Raw genomic sequence first — 13,798 nt, forward strand, 5'->3', positions numbered from 1 at the left:
GTAGCACCCACCCAACACTTACAACCTGTGTGATCGCTACCCTGGAAACCCCCGGGAACTGCATGTTTGCTGGATTTCATGTCTACTGAACGTATCGCCGACGAGATCAAGTTCGCCTACTGGGTGCCCAATGTCAGTGGTGGTCTGGTCACCTCCGACATCGAGCAGCGGACCAGCTGGGACTACGAGTACAACAAGAAGTTGGCGCAGACCGCCGAGAACAACGGCTTCGAGTACGCCCTGAGTCAGGTTCGTTACGAGGCGAGCTACGGTGCCGAGTTCCAGCACGAATCCACGAGTTTCAGCCTTGCGCTGCTCCTGGCCACCGAGAAGCTCAAGGTCATCGCCGCCGTGCATCCCGGACTCTGGCAGCCGGCAGTGTTGGCGAAACTGGGCGCTACCGCTGACCACCTGTCGAACGGTCGATTCGCCGTCAACGTCGTCAGTGGTTGGTTCAAGGACGAGTTCACTCATCTGGGCGAGCCGTGGCTCGAGCACGACGAGCGCTATCGGCGTAGCGCCGAGTTCCTTCAGGTTCTTCGGAAGATCTGGACCGAGGACGACGTCGATTTCCGCGGCGACTTCTACCGCATTCACGACTTCACGTTGAAGCCTAAGCCTCTGAACACTCCGGAGCGACCCAATCCCGAACTGTTCCAAGGTGGTAACTCGGCGGCAGCCCGTGAGAACGCCGGTCGCTATTCGGATTGGTACTTCAGTAACGGCAAGGACTACGACGGCGTCACCGAACAGTTGGTCGACGTCCGCCGTGTTGCTCGCGAGAACGATCGGGAGGTCAAGTTCGGACTCAACGGGTTCATCATCGCCCGCGACACCGAGGCCGAAGCAAAAGACACGCTGCGCGAGATCATCGCCAAGGCGAACCGTCCCGCAGTCGAGGGTTTCAAGAATGCAGTCCAACAAGCCGGCGCGTCGACCTCGTCCAAGGACGGGATGTGGGCAGATTCGACGTTCGAGGACTTGGTTCAGTACAACGACGGCTTCCGCTCACAACTGATCGGCACGCCGGAACAGATCGCCCATCGGATCGTCGAATATCGCCGTCGCGGTGTCGATCTGATTCTCGGCGGATTCCTGCACTTCCAGGAAGAGATCGAGTACTTCGGGGCCAAGGTGCTCCCGCTGGTTCGTGAACTCGAAGCAGCCGACAGTGACGAGCAGGTGCTCGTCACCGCCGGCTGATCGCCTGGCCTCTCAGGACTTTGCGTGGCGCTTCGCCAGCATCCAACGAGAGATCTTCATGTCCCGAGCTTTTCGCTCGATGGTCAGCAGGTCCAACGGAGCGCTGAATTTCTGAACGGCCAGTGATTTCACACTGCTGAACTCACGCAGCCCATCGGCTCCGTGGATACGCCCGAACCCGGAATCGCCGACCCCGCCGAACGGCAGGGCGGCGATTCCGGCGAATCCGAGAACCGAATTGACCGTGACGACACCGCATTCGAGCTTCTCGGCAATCGCTCGACCCTTCGACGAACTCTTGGTGAACACCGAGGCGCCCAAGCCGTACTTCGACGCATTGGCACGCTCGATCCCCTCGTTCATGTCGGCGACCTTGTTCACCACGACGCTCGGGCCGAACGTTTCCTCGGTGATCGCCGTGGAATCCTCCGGAACATCCGTCAGGATGATCGGATCGATGAACGGACCGTTGAACGAATCAAGTCCGCCGAGTACAGCTTTCGCGCCGCGACCGAGAGCGTCTTCGATCTGGCCCCGGACTATCGCAGTCTGCTTTCCCAGCGTCATCGGCCCGTAGGTCGAGCTGTCGGTGGCGCCGGCGTGGGCGTCCCGAAGCGCGGCGGTGAGCTTGGACAGGAAGGCGTCGTACACGGGCGCTGCGACGTAGATTCGTTCGACGCCGGCGCAGGTTTGTCCGCCGTTGCCCACTGCCCCGAATGCAGCGAAGCTCACGGCCGCATCGAGATTGGCGTCGGAGTCCACCAGCATGGCGTCCTTGCCGCCGCATTCGGCGACCAGGGGAGTGAGGGTGTCCGCGCAGGCGGCCATCACGCGCTTTGCGGTAGCCGTCGAGCCGGTGAATGCGATCTTGTCGACACCGGACGAACACAGAAGTGCACCGGTTTTTCCGTCACCGGTAATGGTCTGCAGGACAGGGTGTCCGGGCGCGGCGATGTTCCACAGCCGGGCCAATTCGACGCCGACGCCTGGTGAGAGTTCGCTCGGTTTGAAGACGACGGCGTTGCCGGCGGCCAGTGCGTAGCCGATCGACCCCATCGGTGTGTACAGCGGATAGTTCCAGGGGCCGATCACACCGACGACGCCCATCGGCCGGTAGCCGACGGATGCAGACTGGTTGGCGCTGATCAGTCCTGCACCGACGCGTCTGCGGCGCAATACTTTCTGTGCGTTGCGTGCCGCCCAGTCGAGATGTTCGACGGCCAGCATGACTTCGAGAAGGGCGTCGTCGCTGGGTTTTCCGGTCTCGGCGGAAATGATCGCCGCCATCGATTCGGCGTGAGTGGCGATCGCGGCGCGGAAATTGCCGAGCACCTTCCGGCGGCCTTGGAATCCGAGTTGATCCCACCACTTCGACGCCGTGCGTGCTGCGGCGACCGCTTTCTCGATCTCTTGCTGATCTGCAATGGGGTGCTGCGCGACCACGGAATCGTTGCGAGGGTCGAGGCTCGCGAAGGTGTGATCGTCCGATTTCGGATCTGTCGAAGTGGACGTGCTCTGGCGGCCGAGCTGTTCTGTCATGTTCTTCAGATCCTCCACATGTCGGTGCATCACATATATGTGATGTGATTTACTGTGCTGGTAGTCACAGTATGCGTCGGACCGAGCTCCGACAAGCCTCCAGCCTCATCTCACTCGGGAGTTTTCGATGTACATGGATTTCACGCAGGAGCAGTCTGATTTCGCCAAGTCGGTAGCGTCGTTCTGCAAGAAGGAAAGTGGTACCCGTGAGCAGCGAGACCGGCTGACCGACCATGGCGCCCATAACCACAACCAGGCGTTCTACGAGAAGATGGCGGAATTGGGTTGGCTCGGGCTGACTGTCCCGGAGGAGTACGGCGGATCTGCCGGAAGCACGGTCGACCTGTGCATCTTCCTGGAGGAAGCCGCCAAGGGTATGGCGCCGATCGGTGGACTCGGCCCGACCGTCATCACCGGGGCTGCATACGAGAAGTTCGGCAGTCCAGCCCAGAAGGAGGCAGTGCTCGGCGGGATCGTCCGTGGCGCGTCTCAGTCGATCTCGATGTCCGAACCCGAAGCGGGCTCCGACGTGGGAAATCTGAGTTGCCGCGCCGAGAAGGTCGACGGTGGGTGGCTGATCAACGGCCAGAAGACGTGGTGTTCCAACGCGCACTTCGCCGAGAACATCCTTCTGGTGGCTCGCACATCCCGAGGTGAAGGCAAGCATGAGGGCCTGACGATGTTCCATGTCCCGGCCGACATCTCCGGATTGAAGATCAGTGGAATCGACACCATGGGCGGCAAGGAGGTCAACGATCTCTACTTCACCGACACATTCCTGCCCGAGGACGCGGTGGTTGGGGAAGTCGGCAACGGCTGGCGTCAACTCATGGCCGGACTCAACATCGAACGCCTCATCCTCGCGGCGATGATGCTCGGGACCGCGCAGCGCGCTTTCGACGACACCCTCGAATTCGTCACCACGCGTAAGCAGTTCGGCCGTCCGGTCGGATCGTTTCAGGCGCTTCGCCACCGGATCGCGGATCTCGCCACGGAGATCGAATGCGGCCGTCTGCTGGTCTACAGCGTTGCCCGAATGGTCGACGCCAACCCGACCAAGATGTTCCCGCGGGAAGCGTCGATGGCCAAGCTGAAGCTGACCGAGACCGCCAAGAAGGTCGCGCTCGAGGGGATGCAGATGATGGGTGGGTACGGTTACGCGACTGAGTTCGACATGGAGCACCATGTGCGAAAGACTCTTGTGTCCTCCATTTATGGTGGTACCAACGAGATTCAGCGAGACATCATCGGCAAAACGTACGGACTGTGAGGATCGGTTGTGGCAACGTCTGCACGCACTCGGAGGGCGACATCTGAGCTGAGGAGACGGCCACAGTTGTCGGAGGACGTGGCCAACCACGTTCGTAACCTGATCATGTCCGGCGCTGTGCGTCCGGGCGAGTTCGTCAGATTGGACGAAACCGCAGCCGACCTCGGTGTCAGCGTGACGCCGGTGCGAGAAGCCCTCGTCGCATTGCGCGGCGAGGGAATGGTCGAGTTGGTTCCGCATCGCGGCTATCTCGTCTCGCCCCTCAGTCGCCAAGACATCGAAGACATCTTCTGGTTGCAGGGGCAGATCGCAGTCAAGCTGGCTTTGCGGGCGATGGACACCATCACAGCTGATCAACTGGTGGAACTCACGGAACTCAACGCCGATTTGCGAGCGGCGGTCGACGCTTCGGATGCAGCTGCGATCGAGCAGTGCGAATTCGAATTCCACCGCTTGATCAATCGCGCTGCGGGTGGTGCGAAGCTGGCATGGTTCCTGTTCGGCGCGATTCGGTACACCCCTGCTCGTCTATACGCGACGGATCCAGGCTGGGGTGAGCTTGCGGTATCGAGCCACGACGCTTTGATCGAGGCGTTCGAGAAGCACGATCGAGAACAGGTGGACGCGCAGATGAGTCTGCAGTTCTCCGACGGCGCTGCTCGACTTCTCGCTCACCTCGACAACATCGGGATCTGGGACTGAATCAGGAGCTCAAGACGGAGGTAGGGCGGGAGCGAGCAGGATCGCTGCACATTCGGCGACCAGTTCTTCTTCCGTCACGTCGATGTATCCGTCCAGCCATGCACTGAGGGTCTGCGCCAGGCCGCCGACCAGGAAGGTTGCCGTCAGCGTCAAGTGGCCGCTGTCGTTCAATCGGTAGAAGGTCTTGGCGTTGGCGGCCAGGAGACCGATGAATATCGTCGTCGACGCTCGTCGTTTCTCGGCCAGGACAGGGCTCGTCAGGGCGCTGGAGAACAGTAGACGTCCGCGACGGGGATCCTGCGCGATCGTGCGGACGATGTTCGCGATTCCGGCGAGCGCCTTGCCTCGTTCGGTCTCGGCGGCGTCCACCGCGGCCTGGGTTGAAACGGCGATGTCCGTGATGACGGTGTCGTAGACGGCCGACATCAGAGCATCACGATCGGTGAAGCTCTCGTAGAAGTACCGCGCCGCGACACCGGCCTTCTTGCACACTCCGCGGACTGTCAGTTCGGGCTCGGCGGAGCCCATGAGTTCCAGACCGGCCTCGATCAGCGTCTCTCGGCGTTGGGCTACGCGGAGCGCGCCGTCGACGCCACCGTACGAACGCGGTTGGTCATTCATGAAGACCATCTTTGCATCCCGAGATTGCTTGACATCTCGGCATTTCGGCGTTTCACTCATCTGAGAACATGCGTTCGCAGATATCGACTCGAAGGGGTTCTGCCATGACGGTGAGTAGGGATTCGATGGACGGGCGCGAGGAAGCGGTGACGGGCGGCATCGGAGCGGTCGGCGTCCAGGCGGTCGACATCGACGCCGAGGTCGAAAAGGCGATGTCCGGGCTCGGACTGTTGGCCGCAGGCGCCAACGTCATCATGCAGTTGGCGCGCCCGGCGGTGGGGTACGGCGTGTACGAGAGCAAGGTCGAGACGGGTCGGTTGGATCGGCATCCGGTGAAGCGAACCCGGACGACGCTGACGTATCTCGCCGTCGCAAGCTTGGCGACGGACGAAGAAAAGAAGCTGTACCGACGCGCAGTCAACGGCTCTCACAAGCACGTTCGCTCCGATGAGAACAGCGCGGTCGAATACAACGCGTTCGATCCCGAGCTGCAGTTGTGGGTAGCCGCCTGCCTGTACCGAGGCTTCGAGGACGTCTACAAAATCTTGTACGGGGATCTCGATCCGGTCACCCAGGATGCGTTCTATCAGCGAAGCGCCACGTTCGGTACAACCCTTCAGATGCGACGCGACATGTGGCCGGCGGACCGGGATGCGTTCGAGGTCTACTGGAACGAGAACCTCGGCAAGGTGGCGATCGACGAGACGATTCGTGAGCATCTCTACGGGATCGCGTCGGCGACCTTCACGCCGAAGCTGTTGCATCCCGTGGTCGGTCCGCTCAACCGATTTGTCACCACCGGGTTCCTGCCCCAGGCCTTTCGTGACGAAATGCGGCTCCCGTGGTCAGCGCGTCAGCAGCGCAACTTCGACCGATCCATGCGCGTCGCCGCGCTGGTCAATCGGTTCAGCCCGAAGATTCTGCGGATGTTCCCCTACAACTTCTATCTCTGGGATCTGCGTCGGCGCATCGCCAAGGGAATCCCGTTGGTCTGAGCCGACTCTGACACTTGAAGTGATTGACACCACAGGTGAATCGGACACATACTCAACATAGTTGAAGTTGACGTCAAGTTTTAACTTTCCTGTGGAGGCTGTCAGTGGCGAACATCGAAGGCGTATGTGACCAGCGATTCTCTGGCTTGAAGGAGGCGCTGGCACACAATCTCGATTCCGGCGAGGACGTCGGGGCAGCGATCGCACTGACGATCGACGGCGAATCCGTCGTCGACATGTGGGGCGGTTGGGTCGACGTCGAGCACACTGCTCCTTGGGCCCGCGACACAGTCACCAACGTCTGGTCCTGCAGCAAGACCGTGACCGCACTGGCCGCGCTCATGCTCGTCGACCGCGGGTTGCTGGATCTCGATGCCCCGGTCGCGCAGTACTGGCCCGAGTTCGCAGCAGCGGGTAAGGACCGTATTCAGGTCCGGCAACTGTTGTCGCACACATCAGGCGTTTCGGGGTGGGATCAACCGTTCACCTTGGAGAACATTTGCGACGACGCGTACGCCACAGCCCGGTTGGCGACGCAGGCTCCGTGGTGGGAGCCGGGTACCGCATCCGGATATCACGCCCTCAACTACGGCCACCTGATCGGCGAGGTCGTCAGGCGCATCGACGGTCGAACCCTCGGCCGCTTCATCGACGAGGAAATAGCCGGTCCGCTCGATGCTGATTTCCGCCTGGGCTTGCCGAAGTCCGAATACGGGCGAGTCTCGAATGTGATTGCGCCACCGCCGTTGCCGATCGACATCGCGGCACTCGGGATGGACAACATCATGGTGAAGACCTTCACCGCGCCGCCGGCCGACGCGACAGGTTCGTGGACCGACGGGTGGCGAGCCGCCGAGATCGGTGCGGCCAACGGTCATTCGAATGCGAGGGCGCTCGCAAGGATCCAATCGGTGATTGCGTGCGGTGGCAAGGTCGGTGACGTTCGCCTGCTGTCGGAGGAAACGATCGACAAGATCTTCGAGGAGCAGTCGTACGGGGTCGACCTCGTCCTCGGTGTGCCGGTCCGCTTCGGCGTCGGATTCGGATTGCCGACGCCGGAGTCCGTCCCGTTCATTCCGGAGGGGCGAATCTGCTTCTGGGGAGGTTGGGGTGGCTCGCAGATCATCATCGACACCGAGAAGCGCATGACCTTCTCGTACGTGATGAACAAGATGGGGCCGGGCCTGCTCGGTTCCGAGAGATCGGCGCAGTACGTATCGGCTGCCTACGACGCACTGAGCTGATCGATGTGACTGCGTTTGATCGATATGACAGGGAGGGCGAAGCGCTACTCAAATCCTTGCTGAGTAGTAGCCGAGGGGGCTGGGTATAGGCCCGATCGCTAATCCGGCGGAACGGTTGGTTTGTCTGCTGCAGCTGACTATGCTGCCGGATATGCCAGTGTGCTCCGGGGGGAAATCAGCTTGTCCGCTACGTCGAAGTGTGCCCGAAAGTTGCAGACCTGCATCGGCTGACCGGCGATGAAGGGTTTCGTCGAAGTTGTCATGCGCTGGTGGCAGTTGCCGGACCAGTTCCATAGTTTCAGCAGGTACCTCGAAGACCGCGGGTTCTTGACTTCCTGCCGGGCGCTGGTCGGCGGAACGGCACTCTGGATGGGGTTGGTGTTGCTGTCGGCGCGATTCAGTGACGTCGGTCCGCAAGGTACGTTCTGGCGAGCGGTCAATCTCATGGTCATAGTCCTGTGCGTCGGCGCGGCCCTGATCTGGTGGTTGTTTCCGCCGACGCCGCTGTGGTCGTACACCTTTGTCGTGGGTTCCGACGTAGCGATTGCGGCGGCCGCCGCAACCGACTCGGAACCGATGGGACGGCTCATCGCGTGCGTCGTGTTTGCGTCGATCGGCGGCTATATTGCGTTCTTCCACAATCCGAAACTCCAAGTCGGTCACTTGGTCTTCGCCTCGATTGTCACGGTGCTTTCGGGGTGGACTTTGTTGTTCGGACCAGCAGCGGACGTCGGCTTGGGGTTGGCGAAAATCGCGGTCGTGATGGCCACCATCATTGTGATTCCCGTGGTGTCCCAAATGGTTCTGGCAGTTCTGGGATCCGACGCCACTACTTCCGACATCGACCCGTTGACCGGTCTGCTCAACCGTCGCGGACTTTCGCGTCGTGTGAAGGATCTGATGGGGCCTCCGGTGACCGAGGCCGACGCGGTTCTCGTGGTGGTGATCGATCTCGACCGATTCAAGACGATCAACGACGTTTACGGCCACGACGTTGGGGACAGCACGATCCTGCGAACGGCGCTGCGTATTCGCCTGTGGACAACCAAAGCTGCACTGACCGCCCGTGTGGGCGGTGACGAGTTCGTCGTGGTCGAGCGGGTGCCGGTCAGCGTGATAGCGAGGCTGGAAGGACAGATCCGCTCGGCAATGGACGGGGCGACCGATGATCCACCGACGAGCGCGAGCATCGGAATGGCGGTCCGCACCGCGCCCCGGCATCCGGGTGAGTCCGTCGACGAAGCCTTTGCCGAACTCTTCCGCGTCGCGGACACGGTGATGTACGAAGCGAAGCGCGAAGGTGGCAACCAGGTTCGGGCGAGCCTGGTCTGATGTGAGAGCTCAGTCGGCGAAGCTCAGGCCGCGTTCGGCGAGTGCTTCACGCAGAATCCTCAGTGCCTTCGGTCCCATCCCGTGCAGAGCGCCGAGTTCCTTCTCGGACACGGACGTCAATTGCGCGAGATGGGTGTAGCCCGCTCCGATCAGCGCGCGCTGTGCGGGGGCTCCCGTTTTCGGGAAGTCGGTTTCCACTGTGCCCGGATCCGGTTCTGTCACTGGCCAACTCCTCCGTGTGGGTTTTCCACAGTTTAGCGAGCGTCGTGAACGATTTCGGGGCTGTCGATTTTGTCGGGCGTTCGCGGAAGCGCGCGAGCTGCCACGGCAATGCCGATGATCGCGATAACGGCGAAGGTGAGGAGAAGCAATTGCGCAGAACGAAGCGTCGACGGTTCGCCGATGTTCACCAGCACTCCGGCCAGGGCTGCGCCGAAGGCATTTGCGATCAGCTGAACGGTGTTGATGGCAGCGGAGGCACGCGCACCTTCTCCGGGATCGGTGACCGAGGTCATCGCACCGACTGCAAGATGGGGCCAGGCGATGCCGATTCCGACGCCGGCGACCAGCAGTCCGATCACCCACGCGACCATCGCACCGGCGCCGGCGTGTTCGGTGAGAAATGCTGCCATGATGCCCAACCCGATCGCGACGAGGATCGGACCGCTGACAACGATTCGTCGCACGATACGAGGGGTAGTCGCCGAGGCGCTCGGGATTTCGCCGAGAGTCCAGCCGAGAGCGAGTGCGGCCCCGAGGAATCCGGCCGCGAGCGGTGCCAGTCCGGCAAGTCGTTGGCCGAAGAGCGGAATGAATGTCTCGACGGTCGACGCAACAGCGAGGACGACGATGGTCAGGTACACCCATTTGAGCGACGACGCGTTGAACGTCGACGGCGGTAGTACGCCGTGGCGCGAGCGACGGTCAGCGGCGACAAAGGCGATCAGTAGCAGCACAGCGGCGAGAACCATTGCTGCGGTCACTGCGAGGTTGGACAGAATTCCGGCAACGCTGACCAGCAAGGCTGCCGCAGTCAGCAATGCCAGGGAGAGGACCGGCGCCGGGCTACTGGTCGTGCTGCCCGGTTCGTGTGCCGGTAGCGCGCTGGGGACGAGAGCTGCGACTGCGATCGTCGCGACAACCAGAACGCCGAAAGCCCATCGCCAGGCTCCGAATTGAGCAAAGACGCCGCCGATTGCAGGGCCGGCGAAGGTGCCGACTCCCCACATTGCCGAAACCAGCGCGGCCCCGCGGGTCCACAGATGTCTGGGGAGCGCGGCATTGATGACGGCGTAACCGAGACCAGCCAGCAGGCCACCTCCCGAACCCTGGATCGTGCGGCCGACCAACAGCAATTCCATGGTCGGGCTGACCGCACAGACGACGGTGCCGAGCGCGAAGATCGCGAGGCCGATCAGGTAGGCCCCGCGCGGTCCCCTGGCGGCGAGGACGTTGGTGACCAACATCGAGGAGATGACGGAAGCGATGAGGAAGACCGTCGCGGTCCAGGCGTAGTACTGCTGACCGCCGATGTCGTCGATGGCAGTCGGAAGCAGGCTGGTCGTCAGGTAGACGTTGGTCGCGTACAGCGCGACGCCGCCTGCGAGGACGGTAGCGGTGCCGAGGTATCGACCGCTCAGGAGCTGCCGCCAGGTTCCGGCGGGAGCATCGGTGGGGGAGTGCATGGTGTCGAAGGTAGAATCTCAAGTGCGCTTCAGGTCAATGTCGCGCAGCCATTGGGAGGCAGAATGATCCGTAAGAGTGACGAACTTCTCTCGATCGGTGAGGTATCGGCGCGCACCGGCGTCGCCGTGTCGGCGGTGCGCTACTACGAAACACTCGGTCTGGTTCCTGCAGAGCGGACGGCAGGAAATATGAGGAAGTTCCCGCGGCACTCGATCCGGCGGGTGTCGCTCATCCAGTTGGCAGTCAGGTTCGGGATACCTCTGGCCGAAGTTGCCGAAGTATTCGGGTCGTTGCCGCAGGGACGAACTCCGACGAAGAAGGACTGGCGCAAGATTTCGACGGAGTGGAATCAGCGCCTCGAGGATCGCAAGCAGGCCATCAGCCGGATGCAGGACGAACTGACGGGCTGTATCGGCTGTGGGTGTCTGTCACTCAAGACATGCAACCTGCTCAACCCTGGAGACGAACTGGGCCGGGAGGGTCCCGGCGCCAGACGTCTCTGAAACTACTGTCGGTCAAACTCTTTCGCGTGGCCGCGACTGAGCATTCCACCGACCACCACGACGCTCGATCTCGATGGGATGCGAGAAGCACTCGCTGATGTTCTGGGTGGTGATCACATTCTCGGCGAGGCCGCTGGCGGTCACGACGCCGTCCTTGATCAGGAGAGCATGTGTGGTGGTGCTCGGAATCTCTTCGATGTGATGCGTCACGAGGATGCTGGCAAGTGACGGGTTCTGATTGCGGAGATCGTCCAGAGCCGTCAAGAGCTGTTCGCGCGCAGCAAGATCGAGCCCGGTCGCCGGTTCGTCGAGCAGGAGCAGGCGTGGTTCCACCATGAGTGCACGGGCGATCAGGGCTCGCCCTCGTTCGCCCTGGGACAAGTTGGGCCACAGTGCGTCCGAACGCGGACTCATCCCGAGTAGATCGATCAGTGCGTCGGCATGAGCCTCTTGCTCCGGCGTCGGCGACCACCGCGGCATTACCTCGGTGGTGTTGGTGAGGCCGGTGATCACGACGTTGCGGACGGTGATCGGAATTCCGATCGTGTGACGCGGGTTCACGTGCCCGATGTCCATCCGCAGTTCCCTCATGTCGACTCGGCCCAGCTTGTGCCCGAGGACGTAGACGGAACCGCGAGTCGGGTGGGCGGTTGCTCCGAGAAGGCTCAGTAGGGTGCTCTTGCCTGCACCGTTCGCGCCGAGGAGCACCCAGTGTTGCCCGGGTTCGATCGAAATGTTGATGTCTTTCAACAAGTATCGGCCGTCGCGGACGAGATCCACGTGTTCGGTCGACAGAACGGTGCCATTGGGGTGTTGCACGAGAACTAACCTCTCTTAGGCGTCGAGCACACGCAACCGCCGTAAGACGGTGTCGATATTTGCTCGGGTTGCCGCTACCGCGGCTTCTGGGTCGGCGTCTTGAAGGGCCTCGACCAACTGATCATGGGCATGTGAGGTGTCGGGGACGCCGGCCTCGTGGGCCATCATCTCGACGAGGGATTCACGAAGGAGTGGACGCACCGACGTGAAGAGCGAGAGCAGCACTGCGTTTCCCGACAGCCGAACGACCTCGGTGTGAAAATCGAGATCGACGTCCACGAACTTCTCGACGTCACCCTCGAAATGACTGTGTCGCATGGTCAGTCGCCGCCGTAGGCCGTCGAGATCCTCGGGTTGTACCCGCTCCGCGGCCAGCCTGGCGGCCTCGATCTCGAGTGCGCGCCGCACTTCGAAGACCTCGAGGATCCGCGAGCGTCGAAGAAGTTTGGTGAATTCGTCGACGTGCTCGAGTTCGGACGCGGCAGCCACGAAGGTTCCGACGCCGTGTCGGACTTCGAGTAGTCCGTCGCGAGCGAGGAGGCGGATTGCCTCGCGAATCGAGGAACGCCCGACGCCGAGTTCGACGGCAAGGGCCGCCTCGCTCGGAATTCGCTGCGTCGGCAACCACTCCGATTGGCGGATCTTCGACCGGAAGATCTGTTCTATTTGCGGCACCAGAGGACCGCTGCGCAGTACGAAACCACTGTGGTCGTCGGACATTGCTACCTCTCGAGTCGAATGGGCCTATGGTAGCAAGTCATCGGACGTCTGAAGACTAACCCCGGGTGACTGTGCCGGAAGCGCACTCACATCATCACGATGGATCGGAGGACTTCTCCCCGGCGTAGACGCTCGTAGGCCTCGGCTGCGCCGTCGAGATCGACAATTTCACTCCGATACTTCTCTAGTGGAAAGCTGCCCTCGGACACCAGCCGAGCGATCCTCGGAAAGTCGCGGCTCGGGACACAATCACCCCAGTGCGAGACGTGATATTCGAGTCGCTTGAGAAAGACAGGGCGCAACGCAACAGCGCTGATTTCGTCGGATCGAGGTGCCCCTGGCGCGACGATCCGACCGCCGGGACGCGTCAGCGCAATCGCCTGTTGTAGTGGTCCGTCGCCGCCGACCGCGTCGATGACGATGTCGAAGCTCGACAACAGCTCCGGTCGCCGGGCCCAGTGCGCACCGTCGACGGTGACATCGGCGCCGAACTCCGATGCAAATGCACGTTTGGCGGGTTCGAAGTCGAAGGCCGTGACGTGGGCGGCCCCGGCCGCCTGTGCGCCGGCGATCGCGCTGAGTCCGACCCCACCACAACCGATGACTGCGACCCTGTCACCGGCAGTGACCTCACCGGTGTTGACCGCTGCGCCGAATCCGGTTGGCACCCCACAGCCGAGAAGCGCACTCAAACCAGCATCGAGAGAGAGTGGGCGTAAGGCGACGTGCTGCCTGTTCATCAGGACCAACTCGGCGAGGCCGCCGGCCCCGAGGACCGGTGTCAGCTCTGTGCCGTCGGGTAGGCGGGGAGCCCGATGGCGCGGCATCTTGTTCACGCAGCGGACACCGCGACCTCGCTTGCAGTCGACACACTCGCCGCACGACACGATCAGCGCCACCACCACTTGATCGCCCACCGTGAGGTCCACGACTTCTGGACCGATCTCGTGGACCACGCCGCTGATCTCATGCCCCACGAGATACGGATAGTCCACCCCGGACGAGCCGTCCATGTAGTGAAGATCGCTGTGGCACAGCCCGCACGCGGTGACTTTGATCAGCACCTCGTCGGCCTGAGGTGCCGGCACCTCGATCTCGACGATTCGAAGTGGCTGATCGGGTCCGGTGGTGACTGCGCCTCGGCATCGGTGGTAGTGCGACATG

The 13,798-nt window shown here is 62.1% G+C and carries 14 protein-coding genes; 7 read left to right on the plus strand and 7 right to left on the minus strand.

Annotated features, from left to right (window positions below):
• The first annotated feature begins 78 nt into the window (after window positions 1–78).
• Complete coding sequence (gene sfnG / locus ACKAMS_RS02900; RefSeq protein ID WP_024487492.1) at window positions 79–1,203, plus strand: dimethylsulfone monooxygenase SfnG; 1,125 nt, start codon at window positions 79–81, stop codon at window positions 1,201–1,203.
• 12 nt (window positions 1,204–1,215) lie between these two features.
• On the opposite strand, the gene ACKAMS_RS02905 is transcribed toward sfnG, so the two are convergent.
• Window positions 1,216–2,742, minus strand: coding sequence for an aldehyde dehydrogenase family protein (locus ACKAMS_RS02905; RefSeq protein ID WP_408988578.1), 1,527 nt, complete (start codon window positions 2,740–2,742; stop codon window positions 1,216–1,218).
• Window positions 2,743–2,869: 127 nt separating this feature from the next.
• On the opposite strand from ACKAMS_RS02905, the gene ACKAMS_RS02910 reads away from it, so the two are divergent.
• Entirely contained in the window at window positions 2,870–4,012 is a 1,143-nt protein-coding gene (locus tag ACKAMS_RS02910) for an acyl-CoA dehydrogenase family protein (protein ID WP_408988579.1), read from the plus strand.
• 9 nt (window positions 4,013–4,021) lie between these two features.
• Window positions 4,022–4,714, plus strand: a complete 693-nt coding sequence (locus ACKAMS_RS02915; RefSeq protein ID WP_019745722.1) for a GntR family transcriptional regulator — start codon at window positions 4,022–4,024, stop codon at window positions 4,712–4,714.
• 9 nt (window positions 4,715–4,723) lie between these two features.
• Here the strand turns inward: ACKAMS_RS02915 and ACKAMS_RS02920 are convergent, their stop codons facing one another.
• On the minus strand, window positions 4,724–5,344 hold the full coding sequence (locus ACKAMS_RS02920) for a TetR/AcrR family transcriptional regulator (RefSeq protein WP_019745721.1): 621 nt from the start codon (window positions 5,342–5,344) through the stop codon (window positions 4,724–4,726).
• Between the two features lie 116 nt (window positions 5,345–5,460).
• Between ACKAMS_RS02920 and ACKAMS_RS02925 the strand changes: the two genes are divergently transcribed.
• From ACKAMS_RS02925 to ACKAMS_RS02935, 3 genes are all read left to right on the plus strand, one after another.
• Window positions 5,461–6,330 (plus strand): oxygenase MpaB family protein, encoded by an 870-nt coding sequence (locus tag ACKAMS_RS02925; RefSeq protein ID WP_044480141.1) that lies wholly within the window; start codon window positions 5,461–5,463, stop codon window positions 6,328–6,330.
• Window positions 6,331–6,434: 104 nt separating this feature from the next.
• A complete protein-coding gene (locus tag ACKAMS_RS02930) occupies window positions 6,435–7,574 on the plus strand; it encodes an EstA family serine hydrolase (RefSeq protein ID WP_019745719.1) in 1,140 nt (379 codons plus the stop codon).
• Window positions 7,575–7,811: 237 nt separating this feature from the next.
• Window positions 7,812–8,906, plus strand: coding sequence for a GGDEF domain-containing protein (locus ACKAMS_RS02935; RefSeq protein WP_021331750.1), 1,095 nt, complete (start codon window positions 7,812–7,814; stop codon window positions 8,904–8,906).
• 9 nt (window positions 8,907–8,915) lie between these two features.
• On the opposite strand, the gene ACKAMS_RS02940 is transcribed toward ACKAMS_RS02935, so the two are convergent.
• Window positions 8,916–9,128 (minus strand): hypothetical protein, encoded by a 213-nt coding sequence (locus ACKAMS_RS02940; RefSeq protein WP_020971089.1) that lies wholly within the window; start codon window positions 9,126–9,128, stop codon window positions 8,916–8,918.
• 32 nt (window positions 9,129–9,160) lie between these two features.
• Window positions 9,161–10,591, minus strand: a complete 1,431-nt coding sequence (locus tag ACKAMS_RS02945; RefSeq protein ID WP_408988580.1) for an MFS transporter — start codon at window positions 10,589–10,591, stop codon at window positions 9,161–9,163.
• A 63-nt stretch (window positions 10,592–10,654) separates the two neighbouring features.
• Here ACKAMS_RS02945 and soxR point away from each other — a divergent pair, with 63 nt between their 5' ends.
• Window positions 10,655–11,095, plus strand: a complete 441-nt coding sequence (gene soxR, locus ACKAMS_RS02950) for a redox-sensitive transcriptional activator SoxR (protein ID WP_020909439.1) — start codon at window positions 10,655–10,657, stop codon at window positions 11,093–11,095.
• A gap of 12 nt (window positions 11,096–11,107) precedes the next feature.
• Here soxR and ACKAMS_RS02955 read toward each other — a convergent pair whose 3' ends face one another.
• From ACKAMS_RS02955 to ACKAMS_RS02965, 3 genes are all read right to left on the minus strand, one after another.
• Window positions 11,108–11,914 carry an ABC transporter ATP-binding protein gene (locus tag ACKAMS_RS02955; RefSeq protein WP_020909438.1) on the minus strand — a complete coding sequence of 269 codons (807 nt, stop codon included), beginning with the start codon at window positions 11,912–11,914 and terminating at the stop codon, window positions 11,108–11,110.
• A gap of 15 nt (window positions 11,915–11,929) precedes the next feature.
• The gene (locus ACKAMS_RS02960; RefSeq protein WP_182261935.1) at window positions 11,930–12,634 is read right to left on the minus strand and encodes a FadR/GntR family transcriptional regulator; all 705 of its coding nucleotides are present in this window, start codon (window positions 12,632–12,634) and stop codon (window positions 11,930–11,932) included.
• 86 nt (window positions 12,635–12,720) lie between these two features.
• The gene (locus ACKAMS_RS02965; protein ID WP_182261934.1) at window positions 12,721–13,797 is read right to left on the minus strand and encodes an alcohol dehydrogenase catalytic domain-containing protein; all 1,077 of its coding nucleotides are present in this window, start codon (window positions 13,795–13,797) and stop codon (window positions 12,721–12,723) included.
• Window position 13,798: the final 1 nt, after the last annotated feature.

Origin of the sequence: Rhodococcus sp. 5A-K4 (genome assembly GCF_046097995.1) — a bacterium.
In the GTDB taxonomy this organism is placed as follows: domain Bacteria; phylum Actinomycetota; class Actinomycetes; order Mycobacteriales; family Mycobacteriaceae; genus Rhodococcus_F; species Rhodococcus_F erythropolis.